The organism is Microcoleus sp. Pol12B4 (genome assembly GCF_036701385.1).
Taxonomy (GTDB): domain Bacteria; phylum Cyanobacteriota; class Cyanobacteriia; order Cyanobacteriales; family Microcoleaceae; genus Microcoleus.
Genome location: NZ_JAUBQR010000075.1, coordinates 1 through 20,155 on the forward strand (window position 1 = coordinate 1; position 20,155 = coordinate 20,155).

Below are 20,155 nucleotides of genomic sequence, written 5' to 3' on the forward strand. Positions count from 1 at the left end.
GAGGGTCCTTATGCCTTCACTGCTACAGCTAAGGATGCTGCGGGTAATACTTCTGGGGCTTCCACTCCAGTTAATCTCACAATCGATGCCACAGCATCCACCGTACCCACCTTCACTACCGCCGCCAGCACAACAAACGATACCACTCCGACTCTGGCAGGTAAGGCAGAACCGAACAGTACCGTGAACATCTTACAAGGCACAACGCCTTTGGGTACTGCCACAGCGGATGCTTCGGGTAACTGGACATTTACCCCCACGACAGCTTTAGCCGAGGGTCCTTATGCCTTCACTGCTACAGCTAAGGATGCTGCGGGTAATACTTCTGGGGCTTCCACTCCAGTTAATCTGACTGTAAATACTGCACCAATTCCGCCGGTAACACCGCAACCGACACCAATTCCATTGGTAACACCAACACCATCAGTAACACCAACACCGACACCCACGGCGATCGTAATTAACACGCCATCAGTCAATAATATCGATCGCGGTGAACCAACTAATTTCCCACAAAATCAAGTGGTAGATCGCCAATATCTACTGACTGATAATGATGACACCAGTATTCCGCAATCAGCCTTTGGTCAACCTATATTCGGGTTATCAGGTAATGATAACTTGACGGGAAGTGCCGATAATGACACCATCTATGGTAACGAAGGCGCTGATACCATTGATGGCGGTAATGGGAACGATAACTTGTTTGGGGGGAAAAAATCGGATCAATTGTCTGGTGGTAATGGGAATGACTTCTTGAGTGGAAATAATGACAATGATACTCTCACGGGTGGCGAGGGTAATGATCTCTTACGCGGTGGTAAGGAAAATGATGTCTTGATTGGTGGGAATGGGGATGATGAATTGTGGGGCGATCGAGGTTTCGATGTACTCACCGGTGGTGCAGGTAATGATACCTTTGTATTACAATATACGGCTACTAACCCATCTCAATCTGATGTGATTACTGACTTCACTTTGGATGATAAAATCAAGTTGATTGGTGTCACTTTCAGTCAACTAACTTTTGAGTCAGTTAATGTCATCTTAGATGGCGCAACTGCTGTATCTTCAACGGTGATTAAATCGGGTAATGACTACTTGGGAGTGGTTTATAATCTGAATCCAACGGCTCTTAATAGTAGCTCTTTCTTGTAAAATTGCTGGCGAAGACACTATACGCTAAGTCATCACAGGGAGGCTTTCGCCTCCCTGTTTGGCTGTTAGTTTCTGATCCGATCTGTGGCGGTGTAGCTAATGACTTAATCAACAGTGACGCAGGAGCAGATATCCTGGGAGGGTGTGCCGGAAATGATACTCTTTACGGAGGCGCAGACAACGATACTCTCACAGGTGGGAAAGAATCCGATCTCCTTAACGGAGGTTTGGGCAATGATAGTTTGATTGGCGGTAGCGGCAACGATATCTTTTTCTTAAAAGCGGGTCAAGGATTTGATATTATCGCTGATTTTACCCTGGGTCAAGATTTGATTGGATTAGGCGGTGGTTTGAGTTTTGGTCAGTTGGAAATGACTCAAAATACTCAGGGAACTCTCATCAAAAATGTCTTGACAGGAGAGGAGTTAGGTGTGATGCTTGGAGTGAGTTCCAATTCGATTACATCCGCTAATTTCCGGTTGATTTAGGAAATCAAGAAAAGTGCGATCGCCCCTTCGGTACAAAAAAGACCAAAAAAGGCGATCGCCCTTTACTACATCTTCCGCTGAAATTCCTCAAGCACATCCATCAATTGAACTTGACACTGCATGGGAATCAAATCTGCCAGTGGCACTTCCCGCTTGCCGCCGCCCAACTTGACTGGAATTCCTTGCAAAACTTGTCCAACTCTGTCAGCATCTATATTCCCATCTTCCAGCATCTGGTAAAGTTGTTGGGCAACAACTGTATGCAGGTGGGCATCATTGAGATACAAATGCCACTTGGCAATATCAATGTAGACATTTTCGCCGATTTCGGCTGCTAAGGATTCGATCGCCTGTGTAGTATTAGCCATATCAAAAAAGCAGAAAGTTATTTGTTATCAATCAAAAGACTTAACAAATCGCCGACAACTGCCTTCAGCCAGAATCTTTGGTGAGGGGTGAATAATCGGCGATCGCAAAATGGTAAATCCCGTGGGCCAAAACTACTAGAGCCCATCCACCCGTTACCGAAATTGCCCAAGGCCAATCAGCCTTTTGCAAATTGTGAACAAACCACAAACCTGAATTGGTAGCAGAAAAAAGACCGACGTGGATAGCAAAATTCATCCGGTCATCTAAGCGGCGGTACTCTGGATCATTGCGATCGGGTTTGCGGGGCCAACGAGGAGGCATAGTTTTTCACTTGATATTAGTAGTTCAGTGCCTATTTTAATCATAAGTGCAGCTTTTTGAATGCTGCATCCCTCTTTCGGCAGGAAACTTATGCCTCTACATTTTCATAGTCTCCAGACTTGCCGCCACTTTTACTCACCAGTCGAATTGACTCAATGGCGATCGACTTTTCCAACCCTTTCGCCATATCATACAAAGTCAGCGCCGCCACGGAAACTGCCGTCAGCGCCTCCATTTCCACCCCTGTTTCCCCCTTAATTTTCACCGTTGCCCGAATTTGATACCCCGGCAACCCAGCATCCGCTATCACCTGCACCTCCACGCTACTCAGCGGCAGAGGGTGACACAGAGGAATCAAATTTGCCGTCTGTTTCGCCGCCATAATTCCAGCCAGCCTTGCAGTGCTCAACACATCACCTTTCGGTGCATTCCCCGCTTCAATCGCCGCAAAAGTCTCTGGCAACATCCGCACCTGGCCAGCAGCCACAGCTTGCCGCACTGTCGGCACCTTCGCTGAAACGTCCACCATTTGGGCTTCCCCGCTGTTGTCGAGGTGAGTTAGCTGTGCCACATCGGGCAATTCAGAAAAAGTTTGCGAAAGGTCTTGCATTATTTTGGTAATGGTGTTACTGTTAGATTCTGTGAGAAAAGAACTTAATCAATTTTAGATTAAATCTAAACTCAACAGGGGCTTGTAGCTTAGTTGGATAGAGTGCATGGCTACGAACCATGAGGTCGGGGGTTCGAATCCCTCCAAGCCCACTACTAAAAGTTATGAATTTTGAGTTTTGAGTTTTGAATTAAGAAATTAATTCAATTCACGACTTCAAACTCATAACTTTTTTAATTTTGTGCGTTTACTAGACCTCTTGCAAAAATATCTAGGACACTGCTCAAAGCCCATCCCACAAAAATCATTTTTTCGGGTTGGGTGGGCTTCTAGCCCCCCCAAAAATTGATTAAAAGGACTTTGGCAATTCAAGTCTACTGATTCAAAGCATAAATATCTTTGCCTCGACCGATCGCAAATTTCATCGAATTAGATAAGCCCTTGCTAGACTGAGTAATAAAAATCAGCAAAGCCAAGCCAGCGAGGCCAGCCGCAAAACCAAACATATTTCTGTAGCCAACTTGTTCAGCAACAAAGCCTAAAGTCGGCCCCGCAACCGCAATACCCAAATCAAATCCGCCAATACAAAGCGAAAACAAGCGACCCCTTTCATGAGGTTCGCACCTATCCGACATCAGCGTTACCATCATCGGCAAAACAGTACCGCCCGCGCAACCTTCAACCAAAGCTGCGATTAAAAAAGCACTGCTGTTGTTAGCACAATACAACAATAACATAGATACGGCATAACAGATTAAGCCACCAGAAATAAACAGGCCGCGGCCGTATTTGTCCGAAGCCCGTCCCGCGATCAACCGTATACCGAAACTGGCGATAGCAGCCGTAGAATAAAATAACCCTGGATTCAAATTAGCCTTAGTTTCTTGGATAAACAAGGGCATAAAAGTGCTCAACGTTCCAAATACTAAACCAACCACTAATAACACTAAAGCCGGAATCCGCACTCTCGGATTCCAGAGCATTTCCCAGTATTTTTGGCTATTTTTGTCCTCAGATAGCGAGTCCGATTTTGTTAAATCTGCAAAATTAGGTTCCGCAACTTTGCAGGTAAAAAATACAGCCATTGCAGCGAAAGCCGCCGACATCGCAAACAAAGGAGTATAACCAACCCAAGCTTGCACAAATCCGCCAATAGCAGGCCCAACTGCTAAACCAATAGGATTCACCAAGCTCATGTAACCGATTAATTCGCCCCGCTTTCCTGGCGGCGATAAATCTGTTACCAAAGCGCTGTAAGCTGTAGTAAAAGCGGCTATACTAATGCCGTGAAAAACGCGAATAAGTAACAGTAAGGGGATAGATTGAGCGAACAGGTAGCCCAAAGGAGCGATCGCAGCGACTGACGCACCTAGAAGCAAAACTTGTTTTCGCCCCCTGCTGTCGGCTATTTTACCCAACGGTGGCCTCGATAGCAAAAGTCCGATCGCAAATGCACCCATCACAAAGCCAATTTGCTGTTTTGTGCCACCCACAAATTGAACGTACAGCGGCAAAGTTGGCAGCAGCGAAGCCAAACTTGACCAGAATAGCAGCCCTGCGGTGAATAAAGTCAGCAAGCTGCGTCTGGGTTGGGGATCTATGTCCCTAAAAATATTCAAGATGCTAATTCCCTTTAAATCTTCTGAGTGCGCTCAAGCTGAGGTCGAGTGTATATATATCATTGTGTTACAATTCCTTAATATTTGCAACAAAAAAACTTGATATTCTACTCACAGTCAACAGTCAGCATTCTTACCAATCAACCTCAGCCCTTTCCTCCACCACCCGTTCATAAACCCACTGGGTTTCTATCGCCAACTTCGGCCAACTAAACCGGCGTTCCAAATCCTGATAAGCATTGTCAACCAACCACTGCGCGTAACCCGGATTTTTCAGCACCTCCAAAATTCCCCAGGCCAAAGAATCCCGATTGTTTGCCTCAGTAACAACGCCCGTTTTAGTGTGCTGCACCACCTCTGGAAGTCCGCCCGCATCCGAAACCACCACAGGCACTCTTGCAGCAAAGCTTTCTAAGGCAACAATCCCAAAAGGTTCGTAAAGACTCGGAAAAACCGCGCAGTCAGCCACCGTCTGAAATTTGTCAAGATGTTCCTCAAACATGAACCCAGTAAAATAACACTTATTCCAAATTCCTAAATGCCAAGCTAAATGTTTGAGATGGTCTGTATTGCCGCCACCAACAATTACAATTTTTGCTTTACCCCCCATTTCCCAAATTACTTTAGGTGCCGCCTGCAAAAATACACTAATGCCTTTTTCATAGCTAATTCTTCCTACATAATAGACAATTTTCTCATCATCAGCAGCAAACCTGCGGCGGAAATCCATCGCGTCAAATTCGTGCCACCTGGGCTTTTTATCTGGTCTAATTCCGTTGTAAATTACCTCTATTTTGTTCCACGGAGTCGATAGTACCCGTTCGGCTTCCCGCCGCATATAATCGCTGCAAACAATTACCCGCCAAGCGTTGTAAGCGAGGTCGTTCTCCTTGGTGTTAATGTAGCGCTGCCCCTCATTGTGGATGCCATTGAAGCGCCCGTATTCGGTGGCGTGGATGGTGGCAATTAGCGGTACTTTAAAGGTATGCTTGAGGGCGATCGCCGCATCTCCCACTAACCAATCGTGAGCGTGGATGATATCAAAGGGGCCTTCCTCAAGCATCAGTTTCCCGCCTTGGTGGCCCATGCTTTGGTTGAGGTTCGCCACCCAGTGAAAAAAGTCTTTGGCGTGCCCCACAACCACCCGATGCACACGTATTCCTTCCACCACTTCGTACATCGGCGCGTGGCCGAACTCTACTGTAATTAAGTGAATTTCGTGGCCCAGTTTTACTAATTCAGGATACAGTTCCGATACGTGGCGGGCGATACCGCCTACGATTCTGGGAGGAAACTCCCATGCCAATACCAAAATTTTCATCTTTCTTCCTCCAAATAATTTATATAACTTAATGTTTAGGATTAACAGATTTATTGTAAAATAGTAAGCCTCAAATTTGAGTTACTCGTCAGTTGAGGCCCAATGCCTGACTTTTGGCAGCAACAAAGACAGAAAATCATGCCTAAATCTGGTTTTTGCATGAAATTGCTCGATCGCCATTACCTGAAAAAAACAGGTTTCCTCAAGATTTGAGCCACTGAGGGAAGCAATGGCGATCGTAACTACCCGCTTACCGTTTCTTCAAAATCGGCTCCAATTCGCGCCGAAAACGGGTCCAAGCAGCAGCAGATGCAGAATTAGAAACAGCACCCTGACGCATCAAAATCGCGCCGTCTTCAAAGCCAACAATTCCGTACTCTCCAGATTTGGACATTCGATCGATCGCCGGTACGATCTCCCGTAACTGTCCCCGTTCCCCGCGAAAGGCAGCCTGATACTGCTGCAACTGCCAGATATCGGCAATTACATATTGCATCTTCACTGCCTTCCCCGCATCATTGCGGAGTTCAAACATCGGAAACCTGAGAATTTCCCGCCTGCTTGACAAAATCGGCACAATAGTATTCGTCGCTGCCACGCTAGCATCAGCAGGAATTTGAGCCAACAGCGGCCGCACTTGCAAAACGTGCTGCCATTGTCTGACAAGAGGAACCTGCACCCAAGGATCGATCGCATCGGGCAAAATCCAAGAAAAAGTCCGATTTGGGTTAGAAGTGAAGGTAAAAAATAGCGACAAACAGATGCAAAACGCCCAAAAGCGGCGAAAATTTGAAGAAGAAGGCAGAGGAAATAAAGCAGAAGGAAAACGCAAAAACATTCTTTCCTCTCTCACCATTCTATCTTCTTCCTTTTGACGCTGGGCCCACCACAGAATCGCCCCATAAAAAAGCCCTGGAACCACAGTCATCGCATAGCGAATATTAATCGCCAGCACCGACTCTCCTTTCGCTAAAAATAGCTTCAGCAGCGGAAATCCAGCTATCATCCAAGACGCAGGCGCGAAAGCAGGAACCAAAGCTAATGGCAACCACTGGCCAAGCAGGTATCTAATCTTACCAAAAAACGGCGTAAATAATTGAGCCACCAACCGCCAGGGGTTGCTCAGCATTCCCCAAATAATTTCTAGAGTAGAAGCTTCATCTCCATCGGCATATTGGCCGAAGCGCTCCATCATAAACCGCTGGGATATATCAGCAGAAAACAAAGGCATAATCAGATTGGTCAGGAGGATCATATAACCAAAACTGAGTATGCAGACGGCTAAACCAGTTCGAGGGTAGCGCCGGCTCAAAATCAGGTAAACTCCGACGCCAAATAAAACAACTCCCCCATCTTCTCGCACGGCCAAAATTAAAGTTGCCAGAATCCCAAACAAGGGCCACCAGCGCTTCTCCATAGCCAGCAGCAAGCCAAAGACATACAGCGGCATTTGACAAATATCGTGAAAATTGCCCAAAGTCGGGCCGATGACCGCGTTAGCGCAGTAATAGCTCAGAACAATTGTCGCCGACAGCCTCGGTTCCAGATAGTGTCTGGCGAGAGCATAGAGCACTCCTCCAGCCGCTGTAATTAATGTCACCTGCAACACCGTCAAAGTGGCGGGGGAGGGAAACAGCGAGTAAATTGGCAGCCACAGCATTAGCGCCGGGGTGAAATGCTGCCCCAACCGGTAGTAAGATACTTCCGGGAGCTGATTTTGGTGAACGACATTAGTGGACAAAGCCGAAGAGAGGGAACTCTCAAACAAGTGACCCCGAGTGCCGTTCCAAAAAAGTTGATTGAAAATGCCTTGGTCGTAAGTAGCGTAAAAGCTGTAGTAGCGGTGCAGCGTCAGCAACAGGCACAGCACAAAAAAGGCCGCCGCCACTTGAACCACCACCCGTAGCGACTCATTTTTCTTCCATCTCAAAAATATCATCTGCCCGCTTGTAACGAAATTATCGGACAATAGCATAAATCTAAAGTAAGTATTAAATTAAAGTAGAAGTGAAATAACTCGGCTCGGCAATGCTCAATTATTTTCACCCGATCGAAAAGCTCAACAGCGTCCATCCAACACTTGGCACCAGCGACACTGACTGTTCTCCCGAACAGCCAGTAAATTCCGCACCGCTTTTACAGCTTTTGCTGTTTGTAGACAAGCGTTCCTCTTCCCGGGAACAGACCAGACACATCCGCAAGTCCCTAAAGGATTTGAAGGCAGAGTGCGACTTTGAGCTTCAAATCATTGACGTAGGAGAACAGCCCGATTTAGCCGAACACTTTAAACTTGTAGCCACTCCCTCGCTGCTCAAAATTCATCCCGATCCGCGACAAACTCTCGCCGGCAGCAATTTAATCGCCCAACTCGAACACTGGTGGCCCCGGTGGAAGCGTTCTGTAGAAGAATACGCAGCTCAGCAGCAGTCAGCCCCAGCACTTGCTGAAAGCCTGACTAACCCAAAACCCCTCTATTCCGTTGCTTGCGCCGCCGAAATTGTGCAGCTTTCTGATGAAGTTTTTCGCCTCAAACAGGAAAAAGAACACCTGCAAGAGCAGTTGCAGTTGAAAGACCGGATTATTGCGATGCTAGCTCACGACTTGCGTAATCCCTTAACGGCAGCATCTTTGGCTTTGGAGACTTTGGAGTCAAGTCAGAAGGTGAAAGAGGGGGAAAAGTCACGTTTGACACCGAGTCTGGCGGCTCATTTGATGAAACAAGCCCGCCGCCAAATCCAAATTGTCGATCGTATGATTACAGATATCCTACAAGCAGCCCGGGGTACAAACGCTCAACTCCACATTGAACCAAAAAGAATCGAACTGGGGGCGATTTGTCAAGATGTAATCTTGCAGTTTCAAGACAAATTTCAGGCGAAAAGTCTGAACATAGAAACAGACATTCCCGCAGATTTGCCCTTGGTTTATGCCGATCCCGATCGCATCAAACAAGTCATAGTTAACCTGCTTGACAACGCCAGCAAGTACACACCAGACCGAGGAACTGTTAATCTTTCCATTCTCCACCGCACCGCTTACAAAGTTCAAGTCAGCATTTGCAACAGCGGCCCGGGAATTCCTGAAGAAGATTGCGCGAGCATTTTTGAAGACAGCTTTCGCTTGCAGCGAGATAAATCAACAGACGGTTACGGCATTGGACTGTCTCTGTGCCAAGGCATCATCCGCGCCCACTATGGTCAAATTTGGGTAGACTCCGTACCCGATAGAGGCAGTTGTTTTCACTTTACCTTGCCCGTTCAAAAATAAAATTCTGTCAGTTGTCAGTAGCAACCGAATTTGATATTACAGTTCAACTTTTCCGCAGTGCAGCAATAATCTGTGCGTTTGCCTGGGGAAAAGTAAATTGGTCAATTTCATCGAGTGTGACCCAGCGAATTTCCTCGCATTCGATCGTTTGCGGTTCCCCGCTGACGTGGCGGCAGTGGTGCACGTATAATCTAACTGTAAATTTAGTGTAGTCGTGGTCAATTGTAATCAAGCGATCACCAACTTCTACGACAATCCCCAACTCCTCCATAATTTCCCGTTCTATGCAAGCTTCGATTGTTTCCCCAGGCTCTATTTTTCCGCCCGGAAACTCCCAGAAACCCCCGTGCAGTCCATGTTGTCGGCGCTTGTCAATCAAAATTTGTTGGCGATCGTTCCAGATTGCAGCAACGCCGATAACTTTGTGGGCAAGAGGAGAAAGAGACATATTAATTATTAATTAGCAATTGGGAATTGGGAATTGGGAATTGGGAACTGGGAATTGGGAATTTAATAATAATATCAATAATTATTCAATTATTTAATCTAAAATCAACAATCTAAAATCAACAATCTAAAATATTAAGCCCCCATCTTGCGAGGGGGGGCTTGACACTTGGATCACTTAAATGTTAACAATCTACTAATCGTCCGAGCCATGTCTCTCACTGGCTTGTATGGACTTTTCAAAAGTCATTCGCTGTTCGGCATTTTTCAGAAAATAACCGCTAATCATAGCCGAGGCGAGCAATCTACCCAAATGTTCGCGACTGGTAGTCACTGTCACCCCGAAGTGTTCCGAAGGCAAATTCCCCAAAAGTCCAACAATATTTCGCTCCATTACTTGAAACACTTCGTGAGAAGTCGGCTTAGACAACTGAGAAACTGTGTCGGGAGCCATTGACTGCACGTATTGCCATAATAAATTGGCATTTTCTCCGTCTTCTTCAAAGAATTCTGGGGATTTATTAGATGAGTTGCTCACGAGTACCTCCGTTGCAGATACAGCTTGTTATTTTAGACGCGGGTGGTTAAATTAAATAACCCTTATCCGATCGCTGCTGATCTTTATTACTAAGTAATTACTAATGTAGCAGGACATTTGTAGCAACCAAGTGGGCACAACCGAATTAAAAGCGGCGGTTTTTACGATTTTAGATTGGGGATTGCGAGTGGGCGAAATGTCCGATCGCTAATCCCCAATCTATCTAGCTGGCTAGATAATCGTTGATATCTTGCTTGCGCTTGCGGAGTTTGGTCAAAGCTTCCCGTTCTATTTGCCGCACTCGTTCCCGACTGATGTTGAGACGATCGCCTATTTTTGCCAAAGTTAAGGTTTGCCCGTCTTCTAAACCGAAGCGCAAGGCGAGAACTTCTCGCTGTTGCTGAGTCAGTTCCGCCATCAGGTGGTCTAAGTCAGTCCGCAGGGAAGATTGCAGGGCAAAATCTTCTGGAGTAGTACCCGTATCTTCCAACAAATCGCCCAACTCTGTATCTTGATTGTCTCCCACGCGCAAGTCCAGGGAAAGTGGCAGGCGCGCGCGATCGAGATATTCGCGAATCTGTTTGGGAGTCAATTCTAGCTCTGATGCCAATTCAGCAGCCGTGGCCGCGCGACCGAGCTGTTGAGCAAGTTGGCGCTGAGCCTTTTTAATTTTGTTGAGCTTTTCGGTGATGTGGATCGGCAAGCGGATGGTGCGACCTTTTTCGGCGATCGCCCGAGTAATTGCCTGACGAATCCACCAATAAGCATAAGTAGAAAATCTGTAGCCCTTAGTCGGGTCAAATTTTTCTACTCCCCGCTGCATCCCGATCGTGCCTTCCTGAATTAGATCCAGTAAATCTACGTTGCGCTTGATATATTTTTTGGCAACAGACACTACCAGGCGGAGATTCGCTTCCACCATTTGGCGCTTTGCCCTTTCCCCGTGCTCGATCGTCCGCTGCAACTGTGCCTCAGACAGCCCAACTGCCTGTGCCCATTCAGCCGCCGTCGGGTCGCGGCCTAACTCTTCGGCTAAAATATCTTTCTCCTGATGCAGTGCGGTTGAGCGCTGTACCTGTTTCCCGTAGAGTATTTCTTGCTCATGGGTCAACAAGGGAACGCGGCCGATTTCCCGCAAGTAAGCGCGAACAGAATCTGTATCTGAGGACTTAAGAGTTTTCATGAGCTTTTCCCGCTGAGGATCTGTGCCTCTAAAGGTTTGCGGTAGTCGCAAACCCCTAGCTTTAGCTGGGAAGGAAAGCGGGCGGGGACTTGCGCTTTCCTTCCATTTAAAGAGGCTTAATTTTATGGTAGCTAGCTACTACTCCCAGTTAGAACCGTCTCAGGTTAGGTTTTGGTTGGGGTGTGCACAATACTACGTTATGTTAAGAATCTTAACATTTGTGAGAGCAGTTGCCTACATTTCTTCATATTTATTTCATGCCAGCCTGGACTGTTGATACGAGAGTATCCGCTTTCCTGGCTTTACAGTTTGCATCAATATAAACAAAATCCGCCACATCTCAGAGGGGGAGATTGGTAGAGGGAGAGGAAACGCTGGGGGCACAGCGAAGTGAAAAATACAATTTAAAGGCCCGGCAGCTTCAGTTGACGATCACACTCCAACCCAAGAAACCGGGCTTTTTACCGAATCTGCGGGCTGTAACGAGCTATCTTGGTTAAAAAACCCGATTTCAGACCACCCGTCTGTCCAAGGGTATAAATCTGAAGTTACAGATTATTGATGAACCCGCCCTACAGATAAGGATTAATTAACAATTAAATAAGAGATTTGAATTGCAGGCATTCGCTTTCCTATCTGGAAATGAATCTGCGTTTATATGCGTTTATCTGGGGTTCCCTATCAATCAAAAATTTATGCAATAAGCCTAATCAGTTCTTTGGCGTTGAGCTTCGTACAAGATGAGGGCTCCGGCGATCGACACATTTAAAGATTCTACGCCACGACTCAGGGGAATTTGGATTTGTCGATCGGCCAAACTCCTCAATTCTTCCGACAAACCAGAGCCTTCGTTGCCCAAAACTATCAGAGTCGGCACTCGCAAATCTACTTCCCAATAACTTAAACTGGCCCCGGCGACAGTTGCTAAAATTTGCATTCCTCGATTTTTATACGCAGACACTTCGGCGGTTAAATCGGGACTGACTGCCATTGGCAGCTTAAACCAAGCTCCTGCCGAGGCGCGCAGCACTTTGGGATGGTCTAAATCGGCACTGTCTGCGCTCAGCAGCAAACCGTCGGCATTAGCAGCCGCAGCCGTGCGGACGATCGCCCCCAAATTGCCGGGATCTTGGATTGTTTCTAAGGCTATTCCTAAAGTTGACAATTTTGCGGGCTGTGTTGCGGTGCGGGGTGCGGTGGCGACAATGCCGTCGGGTTGGACTGTAGTGGCGATCGACTCTAACACTTTTGCACTTACTAATTCTGTGCGATCGGCTAAATTACCAACTTGCTCCCACAGTTCCCCGTGCTGATCCAGCCATTCGGGAGTGCAGCAAACCGTTGCTAGCGGGTATTTGGCAGCGCAAGCTTCTTCGAGCAAGTGCGTCCCTTCGAGTAAAAATAATTGTTGTTCCCTGCGTCCCTTCGAGCTGTGCAGCTTGCGAATTTCTTTAACTAGGGGGTTTTGAATACTTGTCAGCATTGTTTAATTCAGCAGAGCGAATGGGGTTATTGCCTGTATCGGGTTAACCCCAAACTTCCTTCTGCCTTTGGAATGCGGAACCCGGGACTTGAACCCGGAAGGCTTGCACCACATGAACCTGAATCATGCGCGTCTACCAATTCCGCCAGTTCCGCATCGGTCACGAATTACTACATTGCCATATGTTCGCCAGTTTGTCAAGTGTTTTGAGGAATTTATTTTTTTTCTGGGCTGCGAGTAATATTTTACACAAATTACTGTTCGGGTTGAGAAATGCTTTAGTTTCGAGGATTTACTGTTAGCCAAACATCGCAAAACGCTGTGTAGTTGAGTAGGGTGCGTCAGATCAGATCGCGTTCGGTTATTAATAATCCACAAGCTTTGATCTGACGCACCCTACGAGATTTACTGAAAAAAGGGGAATCTAATCGGCAAAATCGGGGAAAACCTCGCGCACGGCCGGATGCACCAATCGGTGATTCTGCACGTTCAATCCCTTCGCCAAACTCGGATTCATTTCCAAAGCTTTAATCCCGTTATTTGCCAACTGCAAAACATAAGGCAAAGTGCTGTTATTCAAAGCTTGAGTCGCAGTCCAAGGCACAGCACCGGGCATATTCGGCACGCCGTAATGCACAACTCCTTCCTCAACATAAGTAGGATTTGTGTGTGAAGTTGCCCGCAAAGTTTCCACGCAGCCGCCTTGGTCAACGGCTACGTCAACAATCACAGAACCGGGGTGCATCTTCGCAACAAATTCGCGAGAAACCAGCACCGGAGCTCTTTTACCTAAGACCAAAACCGCACCAATTAACAAATCAGCATCGGGAACAACTGCTTCAATTTGCAAAGGACTGCTATAGAGGTATTCTACTCTGGAACCGAACAGAGTTTCCAAGTAGGCTAAACGATCGACATTTACATCCAAAATCTGCACTCTCGCGCCCATTCCTACAGCAATTCGCGCTGCTTCTGTGCCGACGATTCCGCCGCCCAAAATCACAACTTTACCCGGTCTCACCCCCGGTACACCGCCCAAAAGCACTCCTCTGCCACCTTGCTGTCGTTCCAGAAACCGAGCTCCGAACTGCACGGACAAACGCCCTGCAATAATGCTCATCGGCGTCAGCAGCGGCAATTTTCTGTCCGGGAGTTCGACGGTTTCGTAGGCGATAGCCTGGACTCCGCTGCTGATTAAATGTTCGGTTAATGTGTGATCGGCAGCCAAGTGCAAATATGTAAACAGCAACTGCTCTTTTTGCATCAGCGGATACTCAGCAGGCAGCGGTTCTTTAACTTTAACAATTAGTTCGCGCTTCCAGACATCGGAAGCCTTTAAGACAATCTTAGCCCCTGCTTGAACATAATCCTCGTCCGCGAAACCGGCCCCAGCACCAGCATTCGTTTCGACGAAAACTACGTGGCCTTTGTCCGAACAAGCCCGGACACTTGTGGGGCTAAGCCCGACTCGAAACTCTAAATCCTTGATTTCCTTGGGGACGCCTATTTCCATCTATAACCTCTAATCTCAGGCATACGTAGATCGAATCTAACCTAAAAACCATCCCCAGCGGGACAATACCATTGTAGATTTTAGATTTGGCAATCCGGCAATCCGGCTAGGAGAATATTTGTTGAATTTTTATTCAGTGCGGTCGCAATTTCTTCAATTTAGACTTGAATTACATAATTTTTTGATTGATAGATCGACCGCAGATGTAGGGCTGATTAACACAGAGTAACGCAGATAATTTCAAGAAGAGTCAATATATTTGATCTGTCACTTATAATTTAACAGGCATAACTCGTCCCCCTATCTAAACAAATGCCACGCACACCTACCTTAACATTCGATCGCGGAACGCTGCTGCTACACCCGCCGCCCAAAGGCAGAGACTGGGTGGACTTTGCGACATGGGACGATCGCGTGGAAAAATACCGCATTCGAGCCATTCACTACCGCCCGCTGGTAGAATGCCTCCAAGCCGAGTGCATTCACTTCACCGACGAAGCTAGGGGATACGAACTACTAGGACTCGTACCCAGCGTGGAAATGCAGCCTTACCCACATCAAGAACAGGCCCTCGCAGCTTGGCAAGAAGCAGGAAGCCAAGGAGTAGTCGTCCTCCCTACTGCTTCCGGCAAAACTTATCTGGCACAATTAGCCATGCAAGTCACTGGTCGCAGTACATTAATTGTAGTACCAACTCTCGATTTAATGCACCAGTGGTACGCTAATTTAAAAGCAGCTTTTCCCGACATCGAAATCGGATTGTTGGGCGGAGGTTCGCGGGACAAAACGCCAATTTTAGTGGCAACTTACGACAGTGCAAGTATTCATGCAGAAACCTTGGGCAATAAATACGGTTTGCTGGTTTTTGACGAATGCCACCATTTGCCAACGGACTTTTATCGAGTAATTTCCGAATATGCGATCGCGCCTTTTCGACTCGGGCTGACAGCTACACCCGATCGCACCGACGGCCGCCACAGCGATTTGCATTTCCTGATCGGCCCGACAGTATTTAGCAAAAGACCCGAAGATTTGGCAGGCGATGCTTTAGCCGACCATAAAATAGTTCAAATCATGGTAAAACTGTCAAAAGAAGAGGGCGATCGCTACGCCGAATTAATCAACATTCGCAACGACTTCTTAAAACAGTCTAACATCAGAATATCCAGCCTCGAAGGTTGGAAACAGTTTATCATGGCAAGCGCGCGATCGCCCCTGGGACGGCGCGCCATGCTAGCCCACCGCCAAGCCAAAGAAATCGCCCTTTGTACCGAAGGAAAACTACGAATCTTAGCCCAAATACTAGCAGAACACTCTCCCCAGCGCACCCTAATTTTCACCGGAGACAACGCCACAGTTTACCGAATTTCCCAAGAATTTCTCATCCCCACAATTACCCACCAAACCCCAGTCAAAGAACGCCACGAAATCCTCGATCGCTTTCGCAGCGGCGAATACAAAACCCTCGTCGCCTCCCACGTCCTCAACGAAGGAGTGGACGTTCCCGACGCCAGAATTGCTATCATATTGTCAGGTACGGGCAGCGAACGCGAATACATTCAGCGATTGGGTCGAGTTCTCCGCAAAAGCAGCGATGTAAATAAGCTAGCAATTCTCTACGAAGTCGTCACCGAAGACACCAGCGAAGAAAGAACTTCTCAACGCCGCCGAGGAGGAATGCAGCCTCACAAACCCCAACCAAAAACACAAATAGAACCGCCAAAGCCAGAATATCAGCAAGTAGAAATTATCAAGCCCACTCCGATTTACGGAGTCAACCGCCAGACAACCCAGCGCGCGGCAGAGTCGCCTCAAAAATGGGGAGAAAATAATGATGAAGAAAATAAAGATTAAATATTGCAAACTTTGTGTATAATCTCATCAACAACTAATTTACCTGACCTAAAAATGAGCGATATCCCGCAAATAACTAACTTTAAAGTCTTTCCCAAACATACTGGAGTTTGGGAGGGAGACTGGACAAGGCTCGATGCCGACTGCAAAGAAACCGAGCGTTTGACATCAGTGTTAACCATGAAAATTGTTGACAACGAGTGGAGGCAAACAAACGTTCAAACTTATGCCAATGGCAAGAGTGAAACAAAAAATTTTGTGGGTCATGTTGTCGGTGAAGGGCAAGTGCAATATGAAAGCCCAGACTCGGTTTTTTCCAACTACAAAACACTAGCCACAGAAGTTGGAGATAATTTGATAATTTTTCAAACGTGGGACAAAGCAACTGGCATTCTGAGGGCTGTTGAAACCATCAATCTCGTCAGTTCCGAGCGGCGAATTCGGACTACCCAAACATTGACAGAAGAGGGAAAACTTAGGGGAGTTACGGTGATTGTTGAACAAAAAATTGAGTAAAACTTTTCACTGCTTATGCTACCAACTGATTTATTAAGTCACCGCCAAAACGGGGAATCAATCATCCCGCTACGCCTCAAGATAGATGCTAAAAACTTAGAAGCAGCTACCGAAACGATAAACTGCTTCCAAGAGTCGATCGGCAAAACCCAAGGCGAGCTCGACGGACGCTTGCTAGAATTAGAAGGCGACAGCCCCGATTATCGGCTGAAACGGGGATTAGCGCACCTGCTGAAAGGCGGTTTCTGCAACTTGGAAGTTATCAGTCCCCTAGAACCCTCAGAGTTGAGACAGCGGGTTTTTGCATTGTCCGCGCGATCGACTCCCAGCCCTCAATCCACCCAATTAACCCTGGAAAAAGTAGCAACTGAGCTCAGCCAAGACTTAAACAGAGAAGTATTTCCTCACGAAATCAGTACAGGTTTATACGCCGATTTAAACGAAAACAAAATCCTCACAGAGTTTAATGCACCAACACCGGAAAACTTGCTTCACAAATACAATCTTTCTCAAGTTCAAGGCATATTTTACCGAGCAAGTCAAGTCCAATTAACCGCCCACCGCAACGATCCGGGAGAATACAAACTCTTATTCCGCTATCTGAAACTATTTCAATTAATGACTTACATTGAAGGCGATGCAGACCACGGTTTTACACTGACAATAGATGGGCCTACAAGCTTATTCAAACCCAGCACCCGCTACGGCTTAGCCCTGGCGAAAATGCTGCCCGCACTGCTGCACGTCACCAAATGGAGTATGCACTCGACACTGCACACAAAAGACCCTTTTAGCGGCGTTTTGAAAACAGGTAAATTCACCCTAAATTCCGACTGCGGTTTAGTCAGCCACTATCCCCCGGGCAAGCCTTATGATAGTATGTTAGAAGCCGCATTTGCTGAAAGATGGAATTCCACAAAAACCGAGTGGCAACTAGAGCGAGAAGTTGATTTAATTCCGATTCCAGGTAGTGTGATGATTCCCGACTTTCGGTTAGTGCATCCCGACGGGCGAGTATTTTTATTAGAAATAGTTGGCTATTGGCGGCCGGAGTATTTGCAAAAGAAATTTGCACAAGTACAGAAGTCTGAATGCGATAACTTGATTTTAGCTATTTCCGAACGGCTGAACTTAGAAAAAGCCGGGGTGAATGTAAAAGACGTGCCAGCAAAAGTAGTCTGGTTTAAAGATAAATTGCTGCCCAAATCAGTCCTGGAAGTCCTCGAAGAGTAACCAATCCGCGCATCAGTTGGGAACTTCTTTCTTTCTCTCTCTCTGCGCCCTCTGCGCCCTCTGCGGTTCAAAAAAATCCTCCTCAAAAAACATCCCACATTGCACGCTATACTAAAATAGGAATTTACCCAAATCCTTGCCACCGCGTAGTCTCACCCTAAAACCGATTGAAAAATGGCAGACACAAGTATTGTCGAAAGAATCAAAAAGCTGTTAGCCCTCGCCACCTCATCCAATGAAAACGAATCGACTGCTGCGGCCGAAAAAGCTTCCCTTTTACTGGCACAGTACAATCTCAGCCTCGCGGATTTAGGGCCAAATCACCAAGAAGAGATTGACGAAGACTCAGTTGAAACAACATCCAAATTTGTCACTTGGAAAATGATGCTGCTTTCGGGAATTGCGGACGCTAACGGTTGCAATGCTATGCGAAACACTTATAATGGCAGTATGTTTTTGGTGGGAACTTCTACAAACCTGATTGTTTGCAAACATCTGTACGAGTATTTGAGTTCGGCGATTGAAAAAAGGGCTAAATACCGCAAAGGAAACGGCAGGGGGTTGGCGTATCTGAATGCTTTTCGGGTTGGATGCGCGACGAGGTTGAGACAAAGATTGTTGGAACAAAAGCAGGAGATGGAAGAGTCGGGGATTCCGGGTTCGGGGGATGCGGCGGCGACTCCAGGGATTGTTGTGCGATCGATGTTTGAGAAAAATCAACGGGCGATCGCGGATTATCTAGAGGGCCGAGGGGTTAAAATTAGAACGAGAACAGATTCTCAAGTCAGCAGCGCGGCGGGTTTTAATTCCGGGTATGAAGTGGGCGACAAAATTAGTTTGCACAAGCAAGTGCAGCCGCAAGGGGATATGAAACAACTGAATGAATTTCTTTGAGTTCTCGATAGTAATTGATGGATAATCAAAACAGGGATAAACTTAAAGCAAATAACAAGTTAGGTCTGATTATTCCGATTCTTCCGACTTATCTCGGACTTTGAAATAGTAAAAAAGATTAGCAACAGCCAAATTCGAGGCTTTTTCCAAGTTCGACGATACTAAACTTTTATGACCCGCTATTTCCCCTTGCTCAAGGATATAATCTTCGTACTCTTGACGCTGCTGCGGATCGAGCATTAATTCCAGTTGAGTGCAAAGCGCATAAAAATGAGACTTCGGCCTCAAATTTTCATAAAATAACTGTTCATCCGGTATCGCTAAAGCTGTTTTGGCGGAATTTTTATCCCCCATAAAAGCTAAGTCTGATTTACTAAAATCAGCACTCTCTAACTGCTTTAACTCACTTTGGGGCAAAGCTTTAGTCCATTCAATCTGATTAAGCCAAATGTCTAAGGCAGCTAAATCGTGATTGTGAATTCGCGTGATTTCAGGAAACAGAAAATCTAGTTCGTCATCAGAGTCACAAGCATCAATTATTCTTAAGCCATCTTGACGGATTTGTTGTTGAAGCTGAGAAAGCCGATCGCCCGCAGCACCAAATTCATTTTGCACCTGATACGTGCCGATAATACTTTGCTCTATCGCCCAACTGCACTCTAACCGACGCAACTGTCCCGCCGCACAAGTTTCTTCTAATAAATGCGGATTTGTGTAGTCTGCTAAAGCTTTAAACAACATCCCCCGCGCTTCAACAATTTCAGCGTTGCGGCCGTTGATATCTTGCACTTGCAAAGCCGATCGCATTCGTTGAATTGCTTGATTAAATAACCCGTAAGCCCGCACTAAAACTAAACGGTGGCTGTTAAATTTTATATCTGCAACGACTTCGGCAATTAATTTCTTAATTTCCGCGCTTTCGCCTTTTACAAGTTCTTGTAAATCGATGAATCCTTTTTCTACTTTAACGTCCAGCCTCTCTACCGCTTTTTTTAGTTTCAATGTCTGGTGCAAATTCACCGCTGATAAGGCTACCCCGGCGAAAGTTCCCACACCAATGACGGCTGTTGTCGCTTGCAGCACCCCCAAAGTGGCTTGGACGCCTTGAAAGCCCATGTGCATTTGCTGCATCTGTAAGCCGCCCATGACAAACTGCATGGGAGACACTAAGGGCGATAGTGGGTTGTTGTTGAGGGCTGCGCCAACGGCATGGGCTACGAACTCTCCTGTCGCTGCATCTCTCGCCATGCCGATCGGCACTCCAGCCGATGTAAACACTTGTACGTACTTGCCAGCCTCGATCGCAGCCTGTACCGCTGCGGGAAATACAAAGTTCATCAT

19 protein-coding genes and 2 tRNA genes are annotated in these 20,155 nt (G+C 46.7%); 8 read left to right on the forward strand and 13 right to left on the reverse strand.

Annotation, left to right across the window (positions count from 1 at the left end):
* Window positions 1-1,158 (forward strand): Ig-like domain-containing protein (locus tag QUA38_RS12735; protein ID WP_333162245.1); only part of this gene is annotated, 1,158 nt, incomplete at its 5' end.
* A gap of 2 nt (window positions 1,159-1,160) precedes the next feature.
* Entirely contained in the window at window positions 1,161-1,646 is a 486-nt protein-coding gene (locus tag QUA38_RS12740) for a hypothetical protein (RefSeq protein WP_333162247.1), read from the forward strand.
* A gap of 65 nt (window positions 1,647-1,711) precedes the next feature.
* On the opposite strand, the gene QUA38_RS12745 is transcribed toward QUA38_RS12740, so the two are convergent.
* The 3 genes from QUA38_RS12745 to moaC all read right to left on the reverse strand — a co-directional run bounded on the left by QUA38_RS12745 (window position 1,712) and on the right by moaC (window position 2,946).
* Window positions 1,712-2,014, reverse strand: coding sequence for a DUF3181 family protein (locus QUA38_RS12745; RefSeq protein WP_333162249.1), 303 nt, complete (start codon window positions 2,012-2,014; stop codon window positions 1,712-1,714).
* 64 nt (window positions 2,015-2,078) lie between these two features.
* On the reverse strand, window positions 2,079-2,336 hold the full coding sequence (locus tag QUA38_RS12750; RefSeq protein WP_333162251.1) for a 2TM domain-containing protein: 258 nt from the start codon (window positions 2,334-2,336) through the stop codon (window positions 2,079-2,081).
* Between the two features lie 88 nt (window positions 2,337-2,424).
* A complete protein-coding gene (gene moaC / locus QUA38_RS12755) occupies window positions 2,425-2,946 on the reverse strand; it encodes a cyclic pyranopterin monophosphate synthase MoaC (RefSeq protein ID WP_333162253.1) in 522 nt (173 codons plus the stop codon).
* Between the two features lie 78 nt (window positions 2,947-3,024).
* On the opposite strand from moaC, the gene QUA38_RS12760 reads away from it, so the two are divergent.
* Window positions 3,025-3,098, forward strand: a tRNA-Arg gene (locus QUA38_RS12760).
* A gap of 222 nt (window positions 3,099-3,320) precedes the next feature.
* Here QUA38_RS12760 and QUA38_RS12765 read toward each other — a convergent pair.
* The 3 genes from QUA38_RS12765 to QUA38_RS12775 form a co-directional block, all read right to left on the reverse strand.
* The gene (locus QUA38_RS12765; protein ID WP_333162255.1) at window positions 3,321-4,565 is read right to left on the reverse strand and encodes an MFS transporter; all 1,245 of its coding nucleotides are present in this window, start codon (window positions 4,563-4,565) and stop codon (window positions 3,321-3,323) included.
* A 133-nt stretch (window positions 4,566-4,698) separates the two neighbouring features.
* A complete protein-coding gene (locus QUA38_RS12770) occupies window positions 4,699-5,886 on the reverse strand; it encodes a glycosyltransferase family 4 protein (protein ID WP_333162257.1) in 1,188 nt (395 codons plus the stop codon).
* Window positions 5,887-6,136: 250 nt separating this feature from the next.
* Window positions 6,137-7,861, reverse strand: a complete 1,725-nt coding sequence (locus QUA38_RS12775) for a DUF2079 domain-containing protein (RefSeq protein ID WP_333162260.1) — start codon at window positions 7,859-7,861, stop codon at window positions 6,137-6,139.
* Window positions 7,862-7,914: 53 nt separating this feature from the next.
* Between QUA38_RS12775 and QUA38_RS12780 the strand changes: the two genes are divergently transcribed.
* A complete protein-coding gene (locus QUA38_RS12780; RefSeq protein ID WP_333162263.1) occupies window positions 7,915-9,153 on the forward strand; it encodes a histidine kinase in 1,239 nt (412 codons plus the stop codon).
* A gap of 43 nt (window positions 9,154-9,196) precedes the next feature.
* Here QUA38_RS12780 and mutT read toward each other — a convergent pair whose 3' ends face one another.
* The 6 genes from mutT to ald all read right to left on the reverse strand — a co-directional run bounded on the left by mutT (window position 9,197) and on the right by ald (window position 14,317).
* Entirely contained in the window at window positions 9,197-9,601 is a 405-nt protein-coding gene (gene mutT / locus QUA38_RS12785) for an 8-oxo-dGTP diphosphatase MutT (RefSeq protein ID WP_333162266.1), read from the reverse strand.
* A 195-nt stretch (window positions 9,602-9,796) separates the two neighbouring features.
* A complete protein-coding gene (locus QUA38_RS12790; protein ID WP_172187001.1) occupies window positions 9,797-10,138 on the reverse strand; it encodes a DUF760 domain-containing protein in 342 nt (113 codons plus the stop codon).
* A gap of 223 nt (window positions 10,139-10,361) precedes the next feature.
* A complete protein-coding gene (locus QUA38_RS12795) occupies window positions 10,362-11,321 on the reverse strand; it encodes an RNA polymerase sigma factor, RpoD/SigA family (protein ID WP_333137170.1) in 960 nt (319 codons plus the stop codon).
* 706 nt (window positions 11,322-12,027) lie between these two features.
* Entirely contained in the window at window positions 12,028-12,804 is a 777-nt protein-coding gene (locus tag QUA38_RS12800) for an RNA methyltransferase (protein WP_333162269.1), read from the reverse strand.
* 73 nt (window positions 12,805-12,877) lie between these two features.
* A tRNA-Leu gene (locus QUA38_RS12805) sits at window positions 12,878-12,959 on the reverse strand.
* A 269-nt stretch (window positions 12,960-13,228) separates the two neighbouring features.
* Window positions 13,229-14,317, reverse strand: a complete 1,089-nt coding sequence (gene ald, locus QUA38_RS12810; protein ID WP_333162272.1) for an alanine dehydrogenase — start codon at window positions 14,315-14,317, stop codon at window positions 13,229-13,231.
* A 312-nt stretch (window positions 14,318-14,629) separates the two neighbouring features.
* Here ald and QUA38_RS12815 point away from each other — a divergent pair, with 312 nt between their 5' ends.
* From QUA38_RS12815 to QUA38_RS12830, 4 genes are all read left to right on the forward strand, one after another.
* The gene (locus QUA38_RS12815) at window positions 14,630-16,171 is read left to right on the forward strand and encodes a DEAD/DEAH box helicase family protein (RefSeq protein WP_333162274.1); all 1,542 of its coding nucleotides are present in this window, start codon (window positions 14,630-14,632) and stop codon (window positions 16,169-16,171) included.
* Window positions 16,172-16,225: 54 nt separating this feature from the next.
* Complete coding sequence (locus tag QUA38_RS12820) at window positions 16,226-16,687, forward strand: DUF3598 family protein (protein WP_333162277.1); 462 nt, start codon at window positions 16,226-16,228, stop codon at window positions 16,685-16,687.
* Window positions 16,688-16,702: 15 nt separating this feature from the next.
* The gene (locus QUA38_RS12825) at window positions 16,703-17,920 is read left to right on the forward strand and encodes a DUF790 family protein (protein ID WP_333162280.1); all 1,218 of its coding nucleotides are present in this window, start codon (window positions 16,703-16,705) and stop codon (window positions 17,918-17,920) included.
* A gap of 174 nt (window positions 17,921-18,094) precedes the next feature.
* Entirely contained in the window at window positions 18,095-18,814 is a 720-nt protein-coding gene (locus QUA38_RS12830; protein WP_333162283.1) for a DUF2786 domain-containing protein, read from the forward strand.
* Window positions 18,815-18,883: 69 nt separating this feature from the next.
* On the opposite strand, the gene QUA38_RS12835 is transcribed toward QUA38_RS12830, so the two are convergent.
* Window positions 18,884-20,155: a hypothetical protein gene (locus QUA38_RS12835; RefSeq protein ID WP_333162285.1), complete on the reverse strand. Its 1,272-nt coding sequence runs from the start codon at window positions 20,153-20,155 to the stop codon at window positions 18,884-18,886.

Coding starts and splice junctions, on each gene's coding strand:
- QUA38_RS12745 (WP_333162249.1), bottom strand. CDS start 2,014: ATGGCTAATACTACACAGGCGATCGAATCCTTAGCAGCCGAAATCGGC.
- QUA38_RS12750 (WP_333162251.1), bottom strand. CDS start 2,336: ATGCCTCCTCGTTGGCCCCGCAAACCCGATCGCAATGATCCAGAGTAC.
- moaC (WP_333162253.1), bottom strand. CDS start 2,946: ATGCAAGACCTTTCGCAAACTTTTTCTGAATTGCCCGATGTGGCACAG.
- QUA38_RS12770 (WP_333162257.1), bottom strand. CDS start 5,886: ATGAAAATTTTGGTATTGGCATGGGAGTTTCCTCCCAGAATCGTAGGC.
- QUA38_RS12775 (WP_333162260.1), bottom strand. CDS start 7,861: ATGCTATTGTCCGATAATTTCGTTACAAGCGGGCAGATGATATTTTTG.
- QUA38_RS12780 (WP_333162263.1), top strand. CDS start 7,915: ATGCTCAATTATTTTCACCCGATCGAAAAGCTCAACAGCGTCCATCCA.
- mutT (WP_333162266.1), bottom strand. CDS start 9,601: ATGTCTCTTTCTCCTCTTGCCCACAAAGTTATCGGCGTTGCTGCAATC.
- QUA38_RS12795 (WP_333137170.1), bottom strand. CDS start 11,321: ATGAAAACTCTTAAGTCCTCAGATACAGATTCTGTTCGCGCTTACTTG.
- QUA38_RS12800 (WP_333162269.1), bottom strand. CDS start 12,804: ATGCTGACAAGTATTCAAAACCCCCTAGTTAAAGAAATTCGCAAGCTG.
- ald (WP_333162272.1), bottom strand. CDS start 14,317: ATGGAAATAGGCGTCCCCAAGGAAATCAAGGATTTAGAGTTTCGAGTC.
- QUA38_RS12815 (WP_333162274.1), top strand. CDS start 14,630: ATGCCACGCACACCTACCTTAACATTCGATCGCGGAACGCTGCTGCTA.
- QUA38_RS12820 (WP_333162277.1), top strand. CDS start 16,226: ATGAGCGATATCCCGCAAATAACTAACTTTAAAGTCTTTCCCAAACAT.
- QUA38_RS12825 (WP_333162280.1), top strand. CDS start 16,703: ATGCTACCAACTGATTTATTAAGTCACCGCCAAAACGGGGAATCAATC.
- QUA38_RS12830 (WP_333162283.1), top strand. CDS start 18,095: ATGGCAGACACAAGTATTGTCGAAAGAATCAAAAAGCTGTTAGCCCTC.
- QUA38_RS12835 (WP_333162285.1), bottom strand. CDS start 20,155: ATGATGAACTTTGTATTTCCCGCAGCGGTACAGGCTGCGATCGAGGCT.